Annotated in this window: 16 protein-coding genes; 3 read left to right on the top strand and 13 right to left on the bottom strand. The window is 70.6% G+C overall.

The genetic code is table 11. The annotated features are described in order from the left end of the window. Positions 1–38 precede the first annotated feature (38 nt). The 10 genes from G4D83_RS16335 to G4D83_RS16290 are packed head-to-tail and all read right to left on the bottom strand — an operon-like array spanning position 39 to position 12,089. Positions 39–1,535 carry a hypothetical protein gene (locus G4D83_RS16335; protein WP_163865682.1) on the bottom strand — a complete coding sequence of 499 codons (1,497 nt, stop codon included), beginning with the start codon at positions 1,533–1,535 and terminating at the stop codon, positions 39–41. 31 nt (positions 1,536–1,566) lie between these two features. Continuing rightward, the gene (locus G4D83_RS16330; RefSeq protein ID WP_163865681.1) at positions 1,567–2,613 is read right to left on the bottom strand and encodes an AAA family ATPase; all 1,047 of its coding nucleotides are present in this window, start codon (positions 2,611–2,613) and stop codon (positions 1,567–1,569) included. Further along, the gene (locus tag G4D83_RS16325) at positions 2,610–5,888 is read right to left on the bottom strand and encodes a hypothetical protein (protein WP_163865680.1); all 3,279 of its coding nucleotides are present in this window, start codon (positions 5,886–5,888) and stop codon (positions 2,610–2,612) included. The genes G4D83_RS16330 and G4D83_RS16325 overlap by 4 nt, the downstream gene beginning before the upstream one ends. Then, entirely contained in the window at positions 5,888–6,154 is a 267-nt protein-coding gene (locus G4D83_RS16320) for a hypothetical protein (RefSeq protein ID WP_163865679.1), read from the bottom strand. The genes G4D83_RS16325 and G4D83_RS16320 overlap by 1 nt, the downstream gene beginning before the upstream one ends. Continuing rightward, positions 6,147–8,264, bottom strand: coding sequence for an AAA family ATPase (locus tag G4D83_RS16315; protein ID WP_163865678.1), 2,118 nt, complete (start codon positions 8,262–8,264; stop codon positions 6,147–6,149). Before G4D83_RS16315 ends, G4D83_RS16320 begins: the two co-directional genes overlap by 8 nt. Continuing rightward, on the bottom strand, positions 8,261–8,827 hold the full coding sequence (locus tag G4D83_RS16310; protein ID WP_163865677.1) for a hypothetical protein: 567 nt from the start codon (positions 8,825–8,827) through the stop codon (positions 8,261–8,263). The genes G4D83_RS16315 and G4D83_RS16310 overlap by 4 nt, the downstream gene beginning before the upstream one ends. Further along, complete coding sequence (locus G4D83_RS16305; protein ID WP_163865676.1) at positions 8,824–9,927, bottom strand: hypothetical protein; 1,104 nt, start codon at positions 9,925–9,927, stop codon at positions 8,824–8,826. Before G4D83_RS16305 ends, G4D83_RS16310 begins: the two co-directional genes overlap by 4 nt. Then, positions 9,924–10,532 carry a 4Fe-4S single cluster domain-containing protein gene (locus tag G4D83_RS16300; protein WP_163865675.1) on the bottom strand — a complete coding sequence of 203 codons (609 nt, stop codon included), beginning with the start codon at positions 10,530–10,532 and terminating at the stop codon, positions 9,924–9,926. The genes G4D83_RS16305 and G4D83_RS16300 overlap by 4 nt, the downstream gene beginning before the upstream one ends. Positions 10,533–10,574: 42 nt before the next feature. Beyond that, the gene (locus tag G4D83_RS16295) at positions 10,575–11,369 is read right to left on the bottom strand and encodes a DUF4126 domain-containing protein (RefSeq protein WP_163865674.1); all 795 of its coding nucleotides are present in this window, start codon (positions 11,367–11,369) and stop codon (positions 10,575–10,577) included. A gap of 3 nt (positions 11,370–11,372) precedes the next feature. Further along, positions 11,373–12,089, bottom strand: a complete 717-nt coding sequence (locus G4D83_RS16290; protein WP_163865673.1) for a hypothetical protein — start codon at positions 12,087–12,089, stop codon at positions 11,373–11,375. 109 nt (positions 12,090–12,198) lie between these two features. Here G4D83_RS16290 and G4D83_RS16285 point away from each other — a divergent pair, with 109 nt between their 5' ends. Further along, positions 12,199–12,789: a GNAT family N-acetyltransferase gene (locus G4D83_RS16285; RefSeq protein ID WP_163865672.1), complete on the top strand. Its 591-nt coding sequence runs from the start codon at positions 12,199–12,201 to the stop codon at positions 12,787–12,789. 132 nt (positions 12,790–12,921) lie between these two features. Continuing rightward, on the top strand, positions 12,922–14,709 hold the full coding sequence (locus tag G4D83_RS16280; RefSeq protein WP_205522645.1) for a sigma 54-interacting transcriptional regulator: 1,788 nt from the start codon (positions 12,922–12,924) through the stop codon (positions 14,707–14,709). A 12-nt stretch (positions 14,710–14,721) separates the two neighbouring features. Here G4D83_RS16280 and G4D83_RS16275 read toward each other — a convergent pair whose 3' ends face one another. Beyond that, positions 14,722–16,125 carry a hypothetical protein gene (locus G4D83_RS16275; RefSeq protein ID WP_163865671.1) on the bottom strand — a complete coding sequence of 468 codons (1,404 nt, stop codon included), beginning with the start codon at positions 16,123–16,125 and terminating at the stop codon, positions 14,722–14,724. A gap of 487 nt (positions 16,126–16,612) precedes the next feature. Here G4D83_RS16275 and G4D83_RS16270 point away from each other — a divergent pair, with 487 nt between their 5' ends. After that, positions 16,613–17,428: a ThiF family adenylyltransferase gene (locus G4D83_RS16270; protein WP_163865670.1), complete on the top strand. Its 816-nt coding sequence runs from the start codon at positions 16,613–16,615 to the stop codon at positions 17,426–17,428. Between the two features lie 36 nt (positions 17,429–17,464). Here the strand turns inward: G4D83_RS16270 and G4D83_RS16265 are convergent, their stop codons facing one another. Together G4D83_RS16265 and G4D83_RS16260 are read right to left on the bottom strand one after the other, a co-directional pair. After that, positions 17,465–17,911, bottom strand: coding sequence for a DofA protein (locus G4D83_RS16265; RefSeq protein WP_163865669.1), 447 nt, complete (start codon positions 17,909–17,911; stop codon positions 17,465–17,467). Positions 17,912–18,181: 270 nt separating this feature from the next. Further along, positions 18,182–20,581 carry a penicillin acylase family protein gene (locus G4D83_RS16260; RefSeq protein WP_275902375.1) on the bottom strand — a complete coding sequence of 800 codons (2,400 nt, stop codon included), beginning with the start codon at positions 20,579–20,581 and terminating at the stop codon, positions 18,182–18,184. Positions 20,582–20,812: the final 231 nt, after the last annotated feature.

Here is a 20,812-nt window from a genome sequence, read left to right as displayed (position 1 = left end):
CTCTCCTGCGCCCAGCGTGGCGCTTCCCGGACCGGACGCTAGAGAAGCCCTCGCGCAAGCTCAAGCGTCGCGCCCGTCCAGGCCTCCCAAGGTGTCTCTCGGGGACTCTGCCCGGAGTCGGCTTCCTGGATTCCTGGCCCCCGTGACGCAGTCCCCGGGCCCACGACTTCGAGGCTCGGGTTCGACTCGCTCAAGTCCAGGTGATGCAGCCCCACCCGGGCCGGCAACTTTTGTGTGTCGAGTCGCGCTTGACGGGCCGCGTCGAGCAGCAGCACGTCCACCCGGGCCCGCTTCGATTGCGCCGCCGCGCCCTCCAGCACCTCGTCGAAGTCTCGTGGGGTGAGAATCTCCACGGTGCCTCGGGCGAGCCACTCGCGCAGCAGCAGCTCACACAGGCCGCGCTCGGCCTCCAGCGGGTGGGGCCCCTCGCCCTGCCAGGGGAAGGCAACGTGGAAGCGCAGGTCCTGGTCTCCAAGCCACGTGGACAGCCGGCGCACCAGGCACAGCACCAGTCCCAGGGCCAGCACGGCGCGCTGCCAGCGAACGCCCGGGTCCTTCACACGCGCGTCCGCGAGGCTCGGCGGAAGGACGAACGTCACCACGCGGCGGCGTCGCACCGCGAGGCTCTCGTCGCGGGTGTAGTAGAGCAGCTCGCCCTCGACGTAGCGCACGTCGAACAAGTCCAGCGTGGGTTCGTCCTCCATGTAGACCAGCTCGGAGGTGACCAGGTTCTCCAGGCTGCCCACGTTGGAGACGGAGGAGAACCCGCCCTGCGGAAAAGAGGCGTCGTCCTCCATCGAGGTGGGCGCGGGGCCGGTAGACACGGAGCGCGCGCGGAGGCGGGGCGGGAGGGCGCGAGAGAGGGCCTCGGCGGCTTCCACCGCCTGCTCCAACGCGAGCCGCTGTGCCTTGCCCTGGAGGTGCTCCAGGTTCTCCAGCGTGAAGGCCTCCGCGTCGCCCAGCAGGGCACTCGCGCGCCGGGCCCCGGTGCTCAGGGCCTCGTAGCCCTGGGCCAGTTGCTCCAGCGCGGGGCCGGGCTCACGCAGCGAGATGTATCCAGATGACAACAGTTCCCCAGGTGGACGTTCGAGGACTCGCCGCGCCACGGCGGGGCTCACGGAGGTGCCGGCGGTGAAGCCCAGGCGGGAGAGGAGGCGGGCCACGAGGAAGGCCACGCCTCGGGGCCGCAGCGGCTCGGGCAGGCGGGCGAGCGCGGCGGAGACGGGTTCGAGGTGAGGCTCGGCGGCGAGCCGCGCGAGGACATGGTCGTCATACGCGCGGACCGCGGCGCGCAGGCGGGGCAGGGTGTCGGGGACGGGCAGGGAGGAGGCCAGGGGGAGGCCACAGACGAGCCGTCCCAGGTCCGCCACCAGCGCGGGAGGAGGCAGCGTGGGTGTCTCCGCGAGCGTGGCCAGGAGCCAGGGCACGCTCGTGGCGAGGGCCTCCGCGTCGAGGCCTTCCTGTCGCGCCAGGGCGAGCCCGGCGCACAACCAGCGCTCCATGTCCTGGGGGCCTCGCGGCTCCGCTGCTGCCATGCGTCCTTCCTGTATCACTTTCGGACGCGCGTCACGTCAGGCCGAGCAACCGGGGCACCTTCTCCTCCAGCAAATCAATCTCCTCCCGCGTCTCTCCCAGATAGGAGAGGAGCTGGAGGTCCTGTCGCTCCACCGCGCCGCCGTGGAAGATCCAGGCGCGCGTGCGCAGCAGCCGGTAGAGCTTCACCAGCTTGCGGTCGCTGATGAACACGCCGTCCTCGCGCGTCAGCGTCTGCACCACACGGCGGAACTCTCGCAGCAGCTCGTCGCGGAAGAACAAGTCCCGGTCCTTCAGCTCGCGCCCGTCCGGTCCCATCTCCTTGCGCCCCATCATCAGCGTCAGGTAGCGGTGCGCCTTCAGGATGTCCTCCAGCGTCGCGTGCCCCTCCGCCCACGGCTTCTGGTTCATCTCGCGGTGTGTCTGCGACTCCAGGCCGGAGTCGAGCAGCTCCAGGAAGTAGCGGTCCTGCACCGGGCGGCACGCGGCCTTCAAACAGAAGCGGTCCTTGAGGGCGCCCAGCTCCGCGTGCTCGGGCAGCTCGTTCGTCGCGGCGAAGAGCACCTTGAGCTTCACCGGCTGCGGCGCGCCGTCCTGGTAGAACTTGCGCTCGTTGATGACCGTCAACAGCGCGTTGAGGATGGCCGAGCTGGCCTTGAACACCTCGTCCAGGAACACCAGCTTCGCGGTGGGCAGCTTGCCGCCCTCGCGGCGGATGTAGCGGCCCTGGCGCAGGAGGTTGATGTCGATGGGGCCGAGGACTTCCGACGGCTCGGTGAAGCGCGTGAGCAGATATTCGAAGTAGTCCTCGTTGGGGATGCGCAGCGCCTCGCGGAACTTGAGCACCAGGTCCGACTTCGCCGTGCCCGGAGGACCCACGAGCAGCAGCGGCTCCTGCGCCACCGCGGCCACCGTCATCAGGTCCACCAGCGTCTGCTTGCCCACGAAGTGTCGCCCTAGCCCCTGTCGGAACCGGTTGAGCCGCTCGCGCAGCCCCTGCGCCTCGCGTGACAGCGCGTCGAACGTCAGCGCGGAGATGGGGTCGGCGACGGGCTCCTCCCGTCGGGGAACACTGCTCATGTACGGTCCTCCAACTCCTGATGGATGCGTCGCCGCACCAGGAACTCATCCTCGTCCAACCAGCTTCGTGCCCGCTCGCTGGAGCCCTGTGCCACTTCAATGTGGCCCAGCACCAGTGAGTCCGCCAGCTCCACCACGGACAGACAGAAGTGGCTGTTGGTATTGAAGCTGTCCGTCACCGTGGCGAGCCCCTCGGACAGCCTCGCCAGTCCCGGCAACGCGATGTTCGTCGGCGTGTGCGCCAGCGCTCTCGCCAGGCTCCGCGTCAGGGCCATCCGCTCCTGGGGCGAGCCCTTCGCGGCGGCCAGCGCGTCGAAGGCCATGTTGAACACCGGCAGCGCTTCGTCCACGTGCCCGAGCATCGCCATTCCCGACGCCACTCCCAGCCGCGCCGCCAAGGGCGCCTTGGCCCGCTTGAGCAACCCGCGCGTCGCCTCCACCAGTTCGCCCGTCTCGCGAGACAGGCCCACGCGACGCAGGCCGCGCAGGCTGGCCTCCAGGATGCCTTCTCCCCACGCGGGAGACTCCGGAGCCAGGCCGGACAACACCAGCCGCAGCCGACCCGCCAGTGACGTCGCGCGGTCCGCACGGCCGAACAGCGCCGCCAGCGTGAGCGCGTCACCCAGGAGCCGGGCCTGGGACTCGCCCGGGAGCCCCTCCATCGCGGAGACCAGGTCATCCATCAGCGGCAGCGCCCTCGCGGGGGCCAGTCGAGGCAATGTCTCCAGCAATCCGCCGATGAGGCGCAGTCGCTCGGGCGCCTGCACGCGGGCTCCCGTGGCGCGCCTCACCAACTGGACCACCTCATGCGTCACCGTGGCCGCGTCGCGGATGTCTCGCAGCGCCGCGAACTCCTCGCCTCGCAAGTCCCGTGTCCCGCGCCCGAAGGCCCGGGCCGGGTCCAGTCGCTCGCTGGGTTCCAGCAGCGCCGAAGCCTGGCGCAGCCGGTCCACCTTGTACCGCTGGAAGGTGGCCAGCGCGTTGAGCTCCGCGGAGATGTCCGCCGGCAGCGGGCTCTCCAGCGGCTCGCCCTCCAGCGCTTGTGCCACGCGCGCGCCATAGGCCCGCGACAGGAAGCCGTGAATGGGCTCCTTGGGGTCGAGCGCCGCCGTGGCGGAGGCCACCAGCTCCCGCGCCCGGTCCGACTGTCCCAGTCGCGCGAGGCCACAGGCGAAGACGAGGCGGACATAGGCCTGCGTCAGCTCCGCGGGGGCTTCGACGGAGGAGCGCCGCCGCGTCGTGCGCTCGAAGCGGTCTCTCAGCGCATCGAGCTGTGACGCCAGCTTTGGCAGCGCCGAGGCATCCGCGCCACCGCGCAGGAAGCGCGGGACATCGCGCGAGAGGGAGAGCCCCCGCTGGAGCATCTCCAGCAGTCGGTCTCCCGTCCTCGCGAGGCTCAATGAGTCGCCCCCCACGAGCGTGTCCAGCGCGGCGCGCGAGAGCCACAGCGTGCGCACGTCGAGCGTGGCGTCATGGCGGTCCAACCAGCGCTGGAGCGAGGGCACATCCTTCGGGGGCGTCCGTGGCGACGTCAGCGCCCCCAGGACGAGCCCGCTCGCGAGGCCTCGCACGTCGTCCTCGGAGGGCGTCGCACGGGCCAGCAATTCGGCCTGGGAGACACCGGCGCGAGACTCCGCCTCCGCCCAACGCACTGCCAGTTCGGTGGCCGCCTCTCCCGAGGCGTTCCAGAGCGCACGCGTCCAGCACAGCGCCGCGTCGCGTCCCCGTCCCACCTGGCCATTCAGCTCGGCCATGCGCACCCAGAGCGCCTGTCGCTCGGGGGAACTGGCGGGCGCCTCCAACTCGAGGAAGGACTTCTCCGCGCGCGCGAGGGCTTCCTCGGCGGCGCTGAGCTGCGCGGGAGTGAGCGGCTCCAGGCTGGTGCCCGAGCCTCGGGACCCCGAGCGCTTCGCCGTCTCTGACAGCTCGGGCTCGACGGGCTCTGGTGGCGTGGGCTTCTGTCCCCTACGCGTGCGACGGCTGCTCCGGGTCGACGCGGTGTCCGGGTCCTCGCTCTCCTCGGTGGGCGCGGGGTTCTCCGCGCCGGGCATCCATTCTCCCTCGGTGGCTTCGAGGGCGCCGAAGTCGAACGTGGCCCCCTTCACCCACGGCTCCAGGGCCGAGGCGGCGGTGTCCACCACGTAGTCCACCCAGGATTCGAGCGGCTGGAAGGCCTGCTCCGGGATTCGCTCCGCGCGGAAGCCGCCAGCGCCCGTGGGATGCAACCAGGTGACGGTGTCCGGCACGGGCGCCAGCAGCGCGCGCAGCCGGTCTCTGCGCACGGGAGGCTCCAGCAGCCCGTCACAGGGCAGGTAGAGGTCGGAGAGCTGGGGCAGCGGCGCATAGGCCATGGCGGACAGGCCCAGCTCCGGCGGGCGCTCTCGTCCGTGGCGCGCGCGGAGGATGATGCACGGCGCGTCGGCGGGGCCCGTCACCGCGAAGCGAAGCTGCGCGAGCAGCGCTTCCGGCAATGTGTGGACCAGTGACTCCACCTGCGCGACGGCATTCTCGCGCAGCACCCAGAGGCTCGCGGCCTCCGTGCGAGCGGCACGCGTGAGCTTCAAGTGGACGGAGAGTCGCCCCGGCGCGGCCGTGGATGTCCAGTCCTCCGCGGGCTCGGGGAGCCGCAGGTCCGTGAGCTGATACAGGTCCGTCCACGGGCCATCCGGCGCCGTCAGCCACGGGCCCTCTCCGGGAATGAGCAGCACGGTGCCAGGCGCGGGGACGAGCGTGCGCGCGAGCGGATGCGCGTGGCCCAGCTCCACCCATACGGAGTGCTGCCCCGGCACCGCGGGCACGAAGGCGAGCAGGCCGCCCACGCGGTCCATCGCACCGGTGAGCGTGAAGTAGGGCGGAGCGGACGCGCGCAACAGGGCTCGCCGTCCCTGCTTCTCCTCGGCGAAGCAGACCTCCTGCCGGTCACACCCCAGGCGCAGCAGCTCACCCGCGAGCGACAGCAGCCCGTCACCATCCACGGGCATGAACAACACTGGCCCCTGGGGCGCGTTCTCGACGGGCACCCGGCGCGAGGTCAGCAGCTCCGCCCAGCACGACACGGAGTCCTCCGGGCGAGGCGCCTTCGCATCGGTCTTGATGCCGAACGTGGCCAGCTCCGCGAGCACGGCCTTCGACAAGGGGGCCTGGGAGGTGACGTGGAGCACACCTTCGGCGGACCGACGGTAGCGGGCCGGCGTGGCCTGGACTTCCGGAGGGACGAGGCGGGAGGTCAGCGCGAGGTGGAGCGCTTCCTCGGTGGGAAACACGAGCGTGGACATCAGGCCTTCTGGCTCACCTTCTCGGCGGTGCTCTCGGACGTGGACTCGGGCTCGGCGACCTGGCCGGACGGGGTGTCGCGCTGGACGATGATGCGGCCCACCTCCGAGGCCTTGAGCGCGCCCCCGGCGATGAGCTGATCCACGAGGCGGCGGTGCTCCTCCTCGTGCTCCATGGGCAGCGCGTCGGAGTCGCTCTCATACTGGATGACGACGTCCTTGCGACCCGTCTGGGGATTCACCAGGAGGCGGAGGATGAGACTAGCCATGGGCCGGCTCCTTCTGCGGCGCCACCGTGGGCGCCAGGTGGACGAATGCCTCGCGGTCCAGCACCTTGCGCTCCAGCAGCAAGTCCCGCAACGCGACCAGGTGGGCCTTCTCGCGTTGGAGGATGTCGCGAGCCCGCGCACGCTGTTCCTCCAGCAGCGTATGCACCGCGACCTCCATCGCTGTGCGCATGCCATCGGAGAGCGCATGCCGCTCAGAGTCCCGTCCGGGGGCGTCGAAGCGCCGCACGGGCATTCCATCGCCGCCCATGCCAAGCATCTCCACCAGCTCGCGAGCAATCTCCGTGGCGCGCTCCAGGTCGTGCGCGCTGCCGATGGACAGGTCGTTCAGGAGCAACGCCTCCGCCTCGCGTCCGCCGAAGAGCATGCAGATGCTGTCGAGCAACTGGCTCCGCGTGACGACGTAGCGATGCGCCGGGTCCGCGTACTGCACGAAGCCGAGCATGCCCGCCAGGTCTCCGCGAATGCTGATGCGGTCGATGGCGGGAGCGCTGGGACAGAACAGCGCGCACACGGCGTGGCCGGCCTCGTGCGTGGCCACGACCTTCTCCTCGGCGGAGGTGAGCTCCGGCCGGTCCAGGAAGTCCGTGAGGGCCTTCTCCACGTCCACCGCCTCGGTGGGCGCCTGCGTTCCCTCGCGCAGCCTGCGTCGCGCCAGGGCCCGACACAGCGCCTGGATGTGGTCGCCGGAGAAGCGCGTGCCCGTGCCCTCGACGCGGTCTCCGGTGCGCTTCACCGCGTAGTCGAGCGCGCGCTCCGTCATGCCCAGGGCCAGCTTCTGGTTGTAGATGGACAGGATGGCCCGGCGGTCCGCGCTGTTGGGGTAGGGGATGCAGAGCTGGAACTCGAAACGGCCCGGGCGCAGCAGCGCGGCGTCCAGCGACTCCACGAAGTTGGTGGTGCCCACCACGAAGACGAGCTCCTCCTTGCGGAAGCCGTCCATCTCCGTGAGGAGCTGGTTCACCATGGAGTGCTCCACGCCGGAGCCAGTGTACGTGCCGCGCGCCGCCGCGAAGGAGTCCAGCTCGTCGAAGATGATGATGCTGGGCGCGGCCTGTCGGGCCCGCACGAAAATCTGGCGGAGGTTCTCCTCGCTCTCGCCCACCCAGCGGCTCTTCAGCTCCGGGCCGCTCACCACAATCACGGCCGCGCCCAGTGACGACGCCATCGCCTTGGCGAACAGCGTCTTGCCGGTGCCCGGTGGGCCCCAGAAGATCATTCCCCGGGGCAGAAGGCCCTCCACGCGCTTCACCGCCTCCGCGTCCGTCAGCGTCTCCTTGTGCGCGAGCACGTCGAGAATCTCGCGCTGGAGTCGCTCCTTCACCTTCGCGTAGCCGCCAATCTCCGTGTGCAGGTCAATCTCCGGCACATTGAGCGAGCCGCTCAGCGTGGCCGAGCGGAGCTGCGCGAAGGCGGGGCGCGCGTCGCTGGGATAGTCCTCGCCGGTGATGGCCCCGAGCAGCCGTCGCAGCCTCACGGCATTCACTCCGGACACGTGCTTGTAGAGCGAGTACGGCTGGAGGCCCCGGCCGAACTTGCGGCACTCGCGCTGGGTGACGAGGTAGCGCAGCCGCTCGCGACTCACGCCGAGGATGCTCTCCTTGTGGGGGAACAGGTTCTCGATGACGCGCGGCAGGGGGAAGGACGGGTCCTTGAAGCCCACCCAGAGCATCTCCGGGTTTTCATACAGCAGCGGAATCACCTCGCGCGCCTCGGAGGTGAGGCCACCGCTGCTGGTGGTGAGCAGGTCGAGGTGGGGCAGCACGACGATGCGCTCACGCACCGCGCCTCGCACCGCGTCGCGGAGCTGGCCGATGAGCGTGGCCATCATGCTGGGCGCGGGCATTCCAGGGGGCGGCTCCGCGGCGGCGCGGCCGTCCAGGTAGAGGAACTGCTTGCCGTCCTTCTTCAGCCTGTCTCGCAGGCACTTGTAGAAGTACGGCGTCAGCTCCTTGTCCGCCTCCACCATGACGGGCAGGCCCCGCAGCAGCGCCTCGCACAAACGGCCCAGCTCCGCGGGATAGGCGGCCTCCACCGCCGCGAAGGGCGTCAGCTCCGTGGGCAGGGACTCCTCGGGGATGCGCTGGCTCATACGCGCACCTTGATGGTGAGCGAGCCTGTCGCCGCGTCCTCGTGGATCTCCTCCACCGTGCCCAACTGCGACGCGCGCACCTTGAGGGCCTCGCCCGTCACCTTGTTGGCGATGGAGTCCAGCTCCGACTTGAGGTCCCTCAAGCGCCCTTCCAGCCTGCGGGTGATGTCCTCGCGGAGCGACTCGGTGGCGTCCTGGGTCCGGTCCTCCAGCTTCGCGCGGGCCTTCTCTCGCGCCAGCTTCTTCGTCGCATCGGAGCCGTCCGGGGTGTGGGAGAGGACCTCGCCCGTCGCTCTCAGCTCCACCTCCTCCGCGTCCGACAGCGTGACGCTGACCTCGCCAGTCGTGACGTCCACGGCCACGCGCACGCCGTCGGCCTCGAGGCGCACCGCCACGTCACCTTCCTGCTTGAAGCCACGGTTCGCCAATTCCGCGGCGAGCAGGCCCGCCGTCTCCTCGCGAGACAGCAAGGGCAACAGCTCCAGCTTGGAGCACACGCCGTCTTCCGCCTGGACGATGCGGTTGAGGGACTCGGAGACGGAGACTCGATAGGCGCGGCTCATGGGGCGCTCTCGGCGGAAGGGAGGGGGAGGGTATCCGGAATCGTTTCGACAGGCGTCGCCAGGTCCGTGGTCAGCTCCCGCTCGCGGTCCGATGCGAGGCGGAAGCCGGGCTCACCGAAGGACGCCCACGCGGAGAGCAGCAACTGCGCGCCCTCGTAGCCGTCGTCGAAGAAGCGCACCGCGCGGTGCTCGGCGTCCCAGCGCGCCAGCCGTCCGAGCGCGCGCAGGCTCGCGCCCGCCGCCCGGCGTGCCTCGGCCTTCACACTCAGCGACGCGCGAGGAGACAGGCTCGACACCCACCGCGACGCGGGCTGGTCCACCAGGGGGCGCAGCGCGTCCAGCACGAAGCCCGCGAGGTCCCTGCGGCCCGCGCCGTCCACGGCATCGAGGAACGCGTCCAGCACTCGCTCCTGCGCGGTGCCCAGGTCGACCAGTTGCTTGGGCTCGATGAGTCGTCCCTTGGCTTCCTCCAGCCGTCGCCACCGAAGCGCCAGTTCGTCCTGGAGCGCCTCCAGCAACCATCCGCCCCCCGCGAGCAGCGGCGCGAAGCCCTCCGCGTCGAGGGCGCCGGGCGCGGCGACGAACAGGTCGGGGAACGCCAGCCGGCAGAGGATGGAGCGCTGGAACTGCGGCTGAAGGCTGACCGTGGGAGCGCAGGCCGTGCCCGCCACCAGCCGGCAGCACAGGAAGAGGAACAGCTCGTCGGCGAGCGTCGGCGGTGCGTCCACGTCCAGGGGCCGGTGGCCGGGCACCACGAGCGGCTGCTCCACGAGCCAGCGCAACGTGTGAAAGCACAGCGCGGAGAAGCGCAGCTCGGGGGCACGGTGTCGCTCCCAGAGCCGTGAGGGGCCCGACTCTCCAGGCTCGCCGGAGTCGGAGGACAGGTGACGTCGCCGGTGCGCCCCTCCGCAGCGGGCCAACGCCAGGACGGTGCCCCGGGCCAGCGTGTCGCGCAGCGAGGCGAGGGCGCCGGGGCTCAAGCGCGCGGCGATGGTGTGGCGCTCGCGCAGCAGGTCCTCCACGGGCGCGTACTGGCCCAGGCCCATGACGGCGCGCGCGAGCGTGAGCAGCCGGCGCTCGGAGGGCGAGACGCGCGTCATGGACGGAGTCGGTCCGCGAGGTCGGGCCAGCCGTTGACGATGAGCCGGCCCTCGACGAGGTGCATCTCCGCCGTGTTTGGCGCGGTGAACGTCGGGTCCTCGGGCAAGTAGCGCGGGGTGAGGAAGTGCATGATCTGGTTGCTGGAGCCAATCCACCGCCGGCGCGTCTCCGGCAGGTCCTTCTCGTAACGCCCATCCACCAACAGGTCCAGGCTGGCGAGCAACCGCTCGACGTCCGGGTTCGCCTGGGCCTTCAGCTCCGCGAGCGTGTAGCCGCTGAAGACCATGGTGCTCAAGCCGCCCGCGCGCAGGCGCTCACAGAGGTCCGCGGCGGGGCCGGGCTGGGAGAAGGGCTCGCCTCCCAGCAGCGAGAAGCCCTCGATTCCGGGCGTCGCGAGCACCCGGGCCGCGAGGGCTTCCACCGTCACGACGGTGCCACGCTCCATCGCGAACATCTCCGGGTTGCAGCACCCGGGACAGCGCAGTGGACACCCCTGGAGCCAGAGCGCGAAGCGGCGCCCCGGCCCTTCCGCCTCGGTGCGAGGAACCTGCTGGGCGACCCGGAGCACCGGGCCAGGAGAGGACGCGTCCGCGGTCGAAGACATGGGAGCCGTCCGCAGCATGCCAGGAACGGCGAGGACCGCCCATCATCCCAGCCGGGAAGGGACCTTGCCGCCGTCGCGCTGGATGCCTGGTTCCATGCGTGGAGCGCTGGAGTTCCCGGACCCGAGCACCCCGCGAAGCGAGTCCCTCATCCGTCCGCCGAGTCGCAAGTCCAACGCCCTGGCCACCGGAACGTCCGCACGGCACTTGGGACAGCGCGAGGCCTCCTCGCGAATCTTCGCACCACACCCGGCGGGACACGCGCGTCTCGAGCGCGCTTCCAGCCGGTACGCCGCGAGCCCCGCCACGCCGCATGCGAGGGTGAAAAGCAGCACGAGCGCCAGCGACAGAGGAGCCCAGAGGATGGCCACCGCCGCCAGCCCCAGGCCGACGAAGTCCTCGGTGCGCAGGAGCCAGCGCCGGGGATGCAGCACCTCTGTCTCGAGCTGGTCCACGCGCGTGTGAAGCCACTGCCGCACCGACAGCGTGGACACGGCGACGAAGGCACCCACCGCGCCCACGGCCCATGGAGGAAGCTGCTCCGTCCCCACGCCCAGCGAGGCGAGCGCCACCGTGGCGCCGCTGCCCGCGCTCAGCGCGAACTGCGCCAGGCCCAGCACCATGCGCAAGTCGCTGTCGCGCTGGGTGTACATCTCGAACGCGAGCAACGCGACGAAGGCCCCGAGCGCCTGGGGCGTCGCGAGCCACATCAGCTCCGGTGGCAGCGACAGGTAGTGGTAGTGCGCGGCGAGCGCGAGCAGCAGCAGGCTGCCTCCCGCCCGGGTGCCGGACGCGCCGCTCAGGCCGATGACCTGGGAGGCGAGGGCGAACGTGAGCATGGTTCAGCGCCCTCCCATGGGCGCGGCGAGGAAGCCCTGCGCGAGTCCCAGCGACTGGAGCACGTACAGCACCAGCAGCACCGACGCGGCGGTGAAGGTCAGCAGCATCAACATCCACCCCACCAGGAGGCCCATCTCCCAGAAGGCGACGGAGACACCGCGCGCCTCGCGCTCGGTCTGCCACGCGAGGTAGCGACGCGCGAAGAGGCCGGCGAGCGCGACCTGGCCCGCGCTGATGGCGACCTTGGCCAGCGCGCCGAAGGCCGGAATCAGCGTCAGCAATTCGAGCACGAGGACGGACAGCGCCACGAAGCAGCCCGCGGCCAGGCGCAACGTCCACCGGGAGACCAGCCGCCGCTGGGGCGTGAGGAGCTGGAGCGCGGGCGTCACCAGCGTCACGCGCAGCCACACCAACGCGGCCACCAGCAGCAGCGACGTGAGCAGGGGCACCCAACTGGCGACCAACGCGGCGAGCGCGACAAACGCCACGGCGATGCCCAGCCTCACCGTGGCCCGCTCGGAGGCGAGCTGGTGGAGGACCTCGCGGTCCGTGGGGTTTGGCAGCGTCTGCTCGGCGCACCGGGGACACGGCCGACCGCGCAGCGCGGTGCCGCCTGGAATCCGCTCGGCGCACCGGCGACAGCGCCCGCTCAAGAGCAGCGCGAGCTCGTGCTCCTCGCTCCGGGTGCTTCGAGCGGTCGCGGTCATCGTCAAAGGCATCGGCCCCCTCATCGGCGTGTCCACATCATGCCCCGGGCGCTGAAGCGAGTCAGGTACGGTGAAGGCCCCATGCCCGGTCGCCCGGCCGTCGTACTCGAAGGTCCTGTCCATGCGTTTCCAGCCAGTCCCGCTGCTGCTTCGTGACGGTCGCTCCGCCCTCGTCCGGGAGGCGACGCGAGAGGACGGGGCCGCGCTGCTCGCGCTGGAGCGCGCCCAGGTCCTGGCCCGGCACGGCGTCGTGAAGCGCCTGGACGAATTGCCCGAGGACGCGGAGGCCTTCCTGGCCCAGCGGGAGGCCGCGGGGCTGCACCGGCTGGACGGCCACGCGTTCCCCCTCGTCGTGACGGACGCGCACGGCGCGCTCCTGGGCGAGGCCTCCATCCTCCGTCAGGGCTTCCAGATGCTGCGCCACTCGGGCGTGCTGGGAATCGGCGTGCATCCGTCAGCCCAGGGACTGGGGGTCGGCCGGGCCTTGATGGACCACCTGCTCACCTGGGTGCGCACCCACCGAGACCCGGATGGGGGCGCCGTCACCCGCGTGGAGCTCCACGTCCGGGCCGACAACGCCAAGGCCCTCGCGCTCTATCGCTCTCTGGGCTTCGTCACCGAGGGCACCCAACGGGAGCACCTGCGCGTCGACGAAGGCACCTATGTCGATGGCATCCTCATGGGCCTGCTGCTCGACGCGCCGGAGGCCTGAGTCGACTTCAACCCGCTTGCTCGCTTCCGGGCCGGTGCTCTCCTGCGCCTGGCGCCGGAATGGTCGGTGGCGAATCTTCTGGCGCCGCAATTTCCCAGCAAGGCTTCATCCCTGCAGTAGAGTGCCGGAGTCATGACGCGGCCTGTGTCCGCCTACGCCCCTCGAAGCGAGCGCAAGCCGTTGTACGTGAAGGTGGTGACGCAGCCCGCCCTTCCGGGGTGCTGGGCCGTCAACATCAGCGAGACGGGTATTGGCCTCATCGCCACGCCGCGGGGCCCGCAGGAAGGGCCGCGCGAGGGCGAGTCGGTGGAGCTGTCGTTCTCCCTGCCGGACTCGAACGAGCACATCCGCGCGCGAGGGGACGTGCGCTGGCGCCACGAGTCGGGCGGCGCGGTGACGGCGCTCGGCGTCTTCTTCCACTCGTTCGAGGGCTCCGACGGGGTGAAGCTGGCGCGCTACCTGTCGATGGCACGCCTCCAGGTGGTGGTGGCGTTCGCCAGTGACGAGGAGGCGAGGGACATCCGCGCGGCGCTGGAGGGGCAGGCGGTGCCGCACTTCGCGGCCAGCGCGGAGGAGGCCCATGCGCTGCTGGCGCGCGGTGACGCGTCCGCGCTCCTGGTCTGCGGACGCGAGGAGGCTCGGGCGCTGGCGCTGGTGGAGGGGCTGGCCACCGCGAGCGCGGACGTGGAGCTGTCCGGCGCGGTGCCTCCCTCGGACCTGGCTTCGCGAATCATCTACTGCGCGCCCGCGGCCCCGGAGCGACTGGTGGCGCTGTTCAACGCGGGCCTCGTGTTCCGGACGCTCGGCGAGTCGCCCTCGCGAGAGGCCGTGCGGCAGGCGGTGCTCCAGGCCGGGCGCGAGCGCGGGGTGCGCACCGAGCAGTGGCGGATGACGCTGGAGCTGGAGCGCAACCTGCTGCGGGAGCGCGCGCTGTCACAGGCCCGGCCGCAGGAGCCGGGCGGGCGGGGCGAAGAGGACGTGGGGCTGCGCAGCGAGGCCATGCAGCGGGTGATGGAGATGGTGCGCCTGGTGGCCCCTCACCACGTGGCGGTGCTGCTCCAGGGCGAGACGGGCACGGGCAAGGAGGTGCTCGCGCGCATCCTCCACCGGCACAGCGGACGGGAGGAGCTGCCGCTGGTGGTGCAGGACTGCGGCGCGCTCACGGAGACGCTGCTGGAGAGCGAGCTGTTCGGCCACGTGAAGGGCGCCTTCACCAACGCGGTGGCGGACCACCCGGGCCTGTTCGTCCTGGCCAACGGCGGCACCATCTTCCTGGACGAAATCGAGAACACGACGCCCAACCTCCAGGCGAAGCTGCTGCGCATCCTGGAGACCGGCGACGTGCGTCCGGTGGGCGGCACCCAGGTGCGGCACGTGGACGTGCGCGTCCTGGCCGCCAGCAACAAGGACCTGGGCGAGGAGGTGCGCGCCGGACGCTTCCGCGCGGACCTCTTCTATCGCCTCAACAGCTTCACCATCGACATCCCCCCGCTGCGGGAGCGGCCCGAGGACGTGCCGGAGCTGGCGCGCTACTTCCTCCAGGTGTTCAACCGGGGCCTTCGCCGCACCGCCAGCGGCATGTCCCAGGACGTGGAGGACCTGCTGCGCGCCTACCCCTGGCCGGGCAACGTGCGCGAGCTGCGCAACGTGCTGGAGCGCGCCGTGCTGCTGTCGCGTCCGGGAGAGGTGGTGTCGCGTCGCCTGCTGCCCCCGTCGCTGGTGACGGTGTCCCCGGTGCGCAACGAGATGGCGGGAGACGGCTCCTTGCGAGCGCGCCTGGAGCGGGTGGAGCGCGAACTCATCCGCGAGGCCCTGGAGCGCCACGGCGGCGTGCTGCGCCGGGCGGCCGTGGCGCTGGGCATGGACCCCGTGACGCTGGGCCGCAGGGCCCGGCGCCACGGGTTGTGGAAGGCGGACTGAGTCCCGCCATCCCTAGTGGGCGCGCACCCATTGGAGGATGGGCTGCCACACGCGCTGGCGGGCCGTGTTCGCCAGGAACAGGTCCGCGTGCCCGAAGTCGAGCGCGCGCGACGACGTCGGCAGGTCGCGCACGACGAGCGACGTGACGTCGGTGCTGCCCAGGAGCGTCGCGGAGTGCACGCCGTACTCACCCACCCCGCCGCCCGCGCCCACGTACAGCACCGGCACCTTCACGCTCTTGAGGTGGTCGTCGTAGGGCACGTTCAGCCCGCACGTCCACGCCTCCGACTCCACCACCTCGTTGAGGCTCTGGTAGGGCGCCGCGCGCTGGGCGTACTCGTAGAGGTAGGGCTCGGACGTGTACTTCAGGCTGCCCGGCAGGCCCGACGCGTCGGGGATGCCCGCCATCAGGTGGTAGCCCGGGGTGAGCGGCTGGAGCGGCGCCAGCAGCGCGTAGGTGGCCGCCGCGGAGACGATGGCGGCGCGCCGGTTGGAGGGACGGCCGGTGCCCGGGCCGAAGACGTCATCCGGCAGCAGCGGGGAGGGCGCGTCCGGCGCCGTGGCGGCGAACATTCCGATGTACTGGAGGGTGATGCCGGGCGCGGAGCCCAGGAGGCCGCCCTCCGTGACGCCCGAGTCGCGCCGGGCCTTCAACGCCGTGTGACGCTCACACGCCCACTGCTGCTGCTGCGCGAACTGGGGCGCATGGCGCACCGCCATGTCCACGGGGATGAAGCCGTCCACCTGCCGCAAGAGCTTGGGCAGCCGCGCCTCCGAGTTGAGATAGGCATAGGCCACCATCGTCCCCCGGCTCCACGAGAGCAGGTTCATCGAACCCAGGTTGCCGCCCGCGAGCCGCAGCGTCCGCGCCAGCAAGAGGCCCGTGCCCACATCCTTCGCGTGCGTGCCCAGGTTCCACCCCGCCATGAAACCGAAGTCCGTCGTGCCCGCCGGCACCCCGACCCACCGCATGTCGATGCCCCACACGTCCACGCCCTCCTGGGCCAGGTACGCGGCGATGGACTGGTTCACCGGCACGTACGCGGAGTCGACGCTGGAGAGGAACGCCGCCTCGAAGCCCCACGCATCGCCATGCACCATGAACACCGCCCGGCTCGCCCTGGCGGGCACCCACGGCGCGCGCTCCTTCACCACCCGGTGCACCGTGATGGTGTCGTGCACCCCAGGACCTACCTTCAGCTCGAAGCGGTAGTGCGCCACATCGCCAAACACATGCTGGCGTGAAGCCTGCTGGGTGGAGGCCGTGCTGGCCACCCCGTCCAGCGCGGAGGCACCCGACACCAGCGCCGCCGTCGCGCTGTCGCGTAAGTCCTCCGAGGCCTCAGGCGACTCGGAAATTCCACAACCCAACGACAACAATGTCAGGCCAACAAACAGGCTGAACCACGAACGCATAGGGACCTCGAATCGAAGAAGAGAGGGTTCGGAGGAAGGCGCGTGTTGACTGGCCTTGGGACCCGCCCCGCTGTGTCACCCGCAGAGCAGAATCCGCGCCAGACATTGAACACATGAATCCCTTGGAGTGTCGTCTATCCCTGGACTCCACGCTTGTTGTCCACTGTGAAGCACCCGTCTGACATGCCCTGCCAGGTGTGGCGCCGATGACCCCGCTTCACGACTGAAGCAGGGGCATCACGGCTGTGCCGCCAGAGGTCCTGGCGCGGTGGTGCGGGCCCGTTCGAACCGAGTCACGCGCTGGAGGACGTGGGGAGTGCCGTGCTTTGGACAACGTCCTGGGGGGAGGGGAGAGTGCTGAACACCCGGGGTCGCGGTGGCCTCCCGGGGACGGAACGCCGGGTCCACATCCAGGTGTCCCCGCCGGGCGGTGGGCGGCGCGTCCGACGAGCCGCTCGACGCCCCGCGGGCAGAAAGTGGAGGCGTCATGGTGGAGCCCCGTTTCGAGCGCAACCTGGGCGTCATCAGCTCGGAAGTGATGGCGCGGCTGGCCCGCACGCACGTCGTCGTCGCCGGGGTGGGGGGCGCCGGAGGCCAGTGCGCGGTGGACCTGGCGCGGCTGGGCCTGGGGTGCCTGACGCTGGCGGACTTCGACATCTACGAGCGCCACAACATGAACCGGCAGGTGGGCTGCTTCGAGAGCACGCTGGGCCAGTCCAAGGTGGACGTGGTGGCGCGGATGTGCCTGGACATCCACCCGGCGCTGCGGCTGCGGCGGGTGGAGGCGGGTATCACCGAGGCCAACGTGGACGACGTGCTGGCGGGCGGCGAAGTCCTGCCACCGGTGGACTTCGTGGTGGAGGTCATCGACATCGCGGGCGCGGGCGCGAAGCAGGCGCTCCACCGCGCGTGTCGTGAGCGCGGCGTGCCGGCGATGACAGGGCTGATGCTGGGGTTTGGCGCCGCGCTGCATGTCTTCCAACCGGATGCGCCGCTGTACGAGCAGCTCTACATCCTCCCGGATGGCCGCGTGGACCTGCCGGCCATCATTCCCCACCTGGGGAGTTATCTGTTGCAGGACGCCATGGACGCGTGCTTCGCGGGACGAGGGCACGCCCCCACGTGCGTCGTCGGAGCGACGACGGCCGCGGGGATGATGGTGAGCGAGCTGATGCGCGGGGTGATGCTCGGCGCGCGCGCGATGGTGTCCTGGCCGGAGTACCTGTACGTGGACCTGTTCGACCACCGCTACGTGCGAGCGGCCGTCAGTCCGACGAAGCAGCCAGCGCGTCAGCCCATGTGAGTCAGGCTCGGGGCCGACGCGCCGCGCCTGCCAGGCTCACACCACGCCGCGCCTGCGCGCCTCCTCGATGACCTTCGAGCCATCCACGCCCAGGCTGTCGGAGAGCAGCGGAGCGACCTGCTCGGCGCGCTGGTGCACGCGCTGGAGCGTCTCGTCGTGGGTGCGCGTGACGATGTTGATGCCGGCGATGATGACGCGCTGGAGGTTGTACTGCAGGTCGTTGCCCTCGACGATGGCGTGAATCTGGGTGAAGAGCGGGCGCGCGTCGGTCTGGAAGGCGGACAGGTTGTTGCGCTGTTCGCTGTTGGGCACCGCGGACTTCGAGGACAGGCTCGCCACCAGCACCAGGGGCGGTTTGAGTCGCTCGTGCGTCTCGCGCATCTGCTGGAAGACGGCGTGGAGGTCTTCCCGGTTGGGTGGGGACTCCCAGCGCAGGAAGAAGACCCTGTCGATGATGGCGGTCTTGTAGACGGGTGACGTCATGGCGAACTGCCGCTCCTTCGCAGGACCGTTGCCCCCGGGGCCGTTTCACCGCGTGCTGCCATGCGGTGCCGGGCGGTCTGCCAGGGCATCCTGGGTTCGCCGCGTCACGGCGGAAGCCTCCCCAAAGGGCGGGCATCGCCGGGCGGACAGAGGCCTCCCCTCCAGGCGTCACCGACTGTCCGCGCCAAAGCAAAAGCCCCCGCCGGAGCAGGGGCTTTAGGGGTACTGGGCGAGGCTCCCCTCAAGTGAGGAGAGGAGCCTCGCGGGACGTCAGTTGCCGGAGATCTTCTTCTCCTCCACCTGGGTGGCCGCGATGGCCTCCTCGGTGAAGACGATGGGCCGCCACTGCTTGTTGGAGAACAGCTCCGTCTGGTCGAAGAAGTACGGCGACGCGGGGTCGCTGGACTCGCTGTAGGTCAGCACCGCGCGGCCATTGATGCCCGTGGGGGTGAACTCCATGGCCATGATGAAGCTGCTGCCGTTGTTGACGTTGTAGCCGGTGCTGGTGAGGTTGGTGCGGGAGTTGAGCGGCGTGCCGCGCACCGCGCTGAAGTCGGAGTCGGGCGTGGTGGACTTGAGCGTGCCCCACGAGACGACGTTCGCCGTGCCGTCGTAGGCGCCGCCGCCGTGGATGGGAATCTTCCGGCCGTTCACGCGGGTGGTGTACTGCGACTCACCCAGCGGCGCGTCCACGGGGATGCCGGCGACCTGGAGGCGGTACACCGCCGCGGCCAGGGCGAGCATCGACGGGTCCGAGCCCGTCTGGGGCTCGGCGACCAGCGTGTGCGGCGTGGCGATGGGCTGCGCCACGTCGAAGGGCACCGCGAACGGCGTGCCGGTGCTGGACGGGGAGCCGGGGCCGTTGGAGAGGGCGGCCATGCTGAAGTGGCCGCTGAACTCGCGCCACAGGGCCGCGCCCTTGCTGCCCACGTCGTAGCGCATGTCCCAGGCGGCCAGCGCCGCGCAGCCCGCGCGGATGTCCACCACGGTGGTGTTGTAGAGCACCGTCGTCTTGCCCGTGCAGCGCGCGACGACCTGGTCCCTCAAGAGCTCCGCCATCATGCCGCGGTTGCCGAGGATGGCGTTCTCCAGCTCCGCGGTGGTGAACTTGTTGTCCGAGCCGGACGCGCCGTTCTGCTCCATCAGCAGCACGGCGTTCATGCGCGTGCGCGGCGACTGGCCCACGTCCTCCAGGCCATGCAGCGGCGAGTAGCCGGTGAGCGGCGCGTTCGGGTTGGCCAGCCAGTAGCTGTCGTTCGCGTTGAAGACGAAGTCGCGGCGGGCCAGCTTGGGAACGCCGCTGAAGGGCACCAGGCCGGGCCCGCGGGCACCGGCGGCGTCACGCCACTCGTTCTCCGGGTTGCTGCCGTCGAGCAGCACCAGGCCCATGCCCTGCCAGATGGCGGTGGTCGTCGGGTCCAGGCCGCCGGAGGCCGCGCGCCACGTGCCGATGGCGGTGGGGGTGAGGTTGGGGGTGGGCGTCGCGTCCGTGTACCAGACGTTGCCGGCCCGGTCCGCCGCCATGGTGTTGACCCAGGGGATGCCCTGGATGTTGGCATAGACGTTCTGGAACTCCTCCAGGTTCTTGGCCCGGTTCATCCCGACGAACTGGGTGACGAGCTGGGTGTTGTCCAGGTTGGCGTCGCGGTAGCTGAGCACCGTCTGCTGGGTCCACTCGGCGGTGCCGGGGATGACGATGATGGGGCCGTAGTGGCTGCTGTAGAAGCGCTGGGTGATGTTGGTCACCGAGCCCTCCGGCAGCTTCACCAGGATGGTGATGTCGCGGGAGCTCATGGCCCGCTCCTCGGTGCCGTACTTGTACCGGGTGGGGTTGCCGGGCACGAGCTGCAGCCCGTAGAGCGTCATGCGCTGGCCGGAGGAGAACGTGTGCGTCCACGCCACGTTCTCGTTGAAGCCGATGAGCACCGCGGGCACGCCCAGGAGGCCCACGCCGTACACGTTGAGCTGGCCGGGCACGGTGAGCTGGCTCTCCCAGAGCTTCAGCTCGCCTTCCCAGGGGAAGTGCGGGTTGGCCACCACCATGCCGTGGCCGGACGCGGAGCGCTCCGCGCCAATGGCCCAGCCGTTGCTGCCGACCTGGCTGAAGTCCGGACGCTCCACCTTCCAACTGCCCGGGACGGGGCGGCCCTCGGAGCCCGCGCCGGGGATGGGCGGGGTGGCCGCGGCGATGGCGAGGATGAGCTGGTAGCTGCTGGCCGCGAGGCCCACGCTGATGTCGTAGGCGAGCAGGTCCACGCCCTGGATGGGCTTGACCCAGGGGGCGTTGGTGCAGGGCGCGGGGAGCTGCGCCGCGGGCGTCTCCGACAGGTACTTGTTGAAGCCCGCCGCGTAGCCGTTGAACATCTCCTGGATGTCGGCCGGCAGGGTGGGGAAGGCCGCCTGGGCCTTCTCCTGGAGCTGGAGGACGCGGTAGCCGAAGTCGCTGCCCGCGTAGGTGTTGCCGGGGCCCGGCCCCAGGTAGCGCGCGCGCTCACCGCGGACCTTGATGATCTGATCCGACAGGATGCAGACGTGGTCCTTCGCGAACGCGTAGCCTTGCCCGTACGACAGGCTGCCCATGTCGTTGGCGATGATGTGCGGGATTCCGTGCGACGTGCGCCGGATGGTGGCCTCGTACTTCGGAGGGCCTTCTTCCACGGGTGGCGTCACCGGGCCGCCGTCATCATCCTCACCACATGCGGTGGCGAAGACGAGGCTCAGTCCGGCGAGAAGGGGGAGGTGCCAGCGGGAGCGCCCGGACTTCCAGGTCGCCCCCCGCGAAGAGGACACGGAATGGTTTGGAGGCATGGATGACAATGAGCGTAGGAAGGGGCTGATCCGCACGTCAAAAGTTTTCTGAGGTTTGACTTTTCCTGGGAGCCTGGAGTCAGACGCACCGCG

This window comes from Myxococcus eversor (genome assembly GCF_010894455.1).
GTDB lineage: Bacteria > Myxococcota > Myxococcia > Myxococcales > Myxococcaceae > Myxococcus > Myxococcus eversor.
The sequence above is the reverse complement of the archived record's forward strand: the minus strand, read 5'-3'. Positions and strand labels throughout refer to the sequence as shown.

Bases quoted from the DNA above. Each gene is read 5' to 3' on its own strand.
- G4D83_RS16335 (WP_163865682.1), bottom strand. From the start codon at position 1,535: ATGGCAGCAGCGGAGCCGCGAGGCCCCCAGGACATGGAGCGCTGGTTG.
- G4D83_RS16330 (WP_163865681.1), bottom strand. From the start codon at position 2,613: ATGAGCAGTGTTCCCCGACGGGAGGAGCCCGTCGCCGACCCCATCTCC.
- G4D83_RS16325 (WP_163865680.1), bottom strand. From the start codon at position 5,888: ATGTCCACGCTCGTGTTTCCCACCGAGGAAGCGCTCCACCTCGCGCTG.
- G4D83_RS16320 (WP_163865679.1), bottom strand. From the start codon at position 6,154: ATGGCTAGTCTCATCCTCCGCCTCCTGGTGAATCCCCAGACGGGTCGC.
- G4D83_RS16315 (WP_163865678.1), bottom strand. From the start codon at position 8,264: ATGAGCCAGCGCATCCCCGAGGAGTCCCTGCCCACGGAGCTGACGCCC.
- G4D83_RS16310 (WP_163865677.1), bottom strand. From the start codon at position 8,827: ATGAGCCGCGCCTATCGAGTCTCCGTCTCCGAGTCCCTCAACCGCATC.
- G4D83_RS16305 (WP_163865676.1), bottom strand. From the start codon at position 9,927: ATGACGCGCGTCTCGCCCTCCGAGCGCCGGCTGCTCACGCTCGCGCGC.
- G4D83_RS16300 (WP_163865675.1), bottom strand. From the start codon at position 10,532: ATGTCTTCGACCGCGGACGCGTCCTCTCCTGGCCCGGTGCTCCGGGTC.
- G4D83_RS16295 (WP_163865674.1), bottom strand. From the start codon at position 11,369: ATGCTCACGTTCGCCCTCGCCTCCCAGGTCATCGGCCTGAGCGGCGCG.
- G4D83_RS16290 (WP_163865673.1), bottom strand. From the start codon at position 12,089: ATGCCTTTGACGATGACCGCGACCGCTCGAAGCACCCGGAGCGAGGAG.
- G4D83_RS16285 (WP_163865672.1), top strand. From the start codon at position 12,199: ATGCGTTTCCAGCCAGTCCCGCTGCTGCTTCGTGACGGTCGCTCCGCC.
- G4D83_RS16280 (WP_205522645.1), top strand. From the start codon at position 12,922: ATGACGCGGCCTGTGTCCGCCTACGCCCCTCGAAGCGAGCGCAAGCCG.
- G4D83_RS16275 (WP_163865671.1), bottom strand. From the start codon at position 16,125: ATGCGTTCGTGGTTCAGCCTGTTTGTTGGCCTGACATTGTTGTCGTTG.
- G4D83_RS16270 (WP_163865670.1), top strand. From the start codon at position 16,613: ATGGTGGAGCCCCGTTTCGAGCGCAACCTGGGCGTCATCAGCTCGGAA.
- G4D83_RS16265 (WP_163865669.1), bottom strand. From the start codon at position 17,911: ATGACGTCACCCGTCTACAAGACCGCCATCATCGACAGGGTCTTCTTC.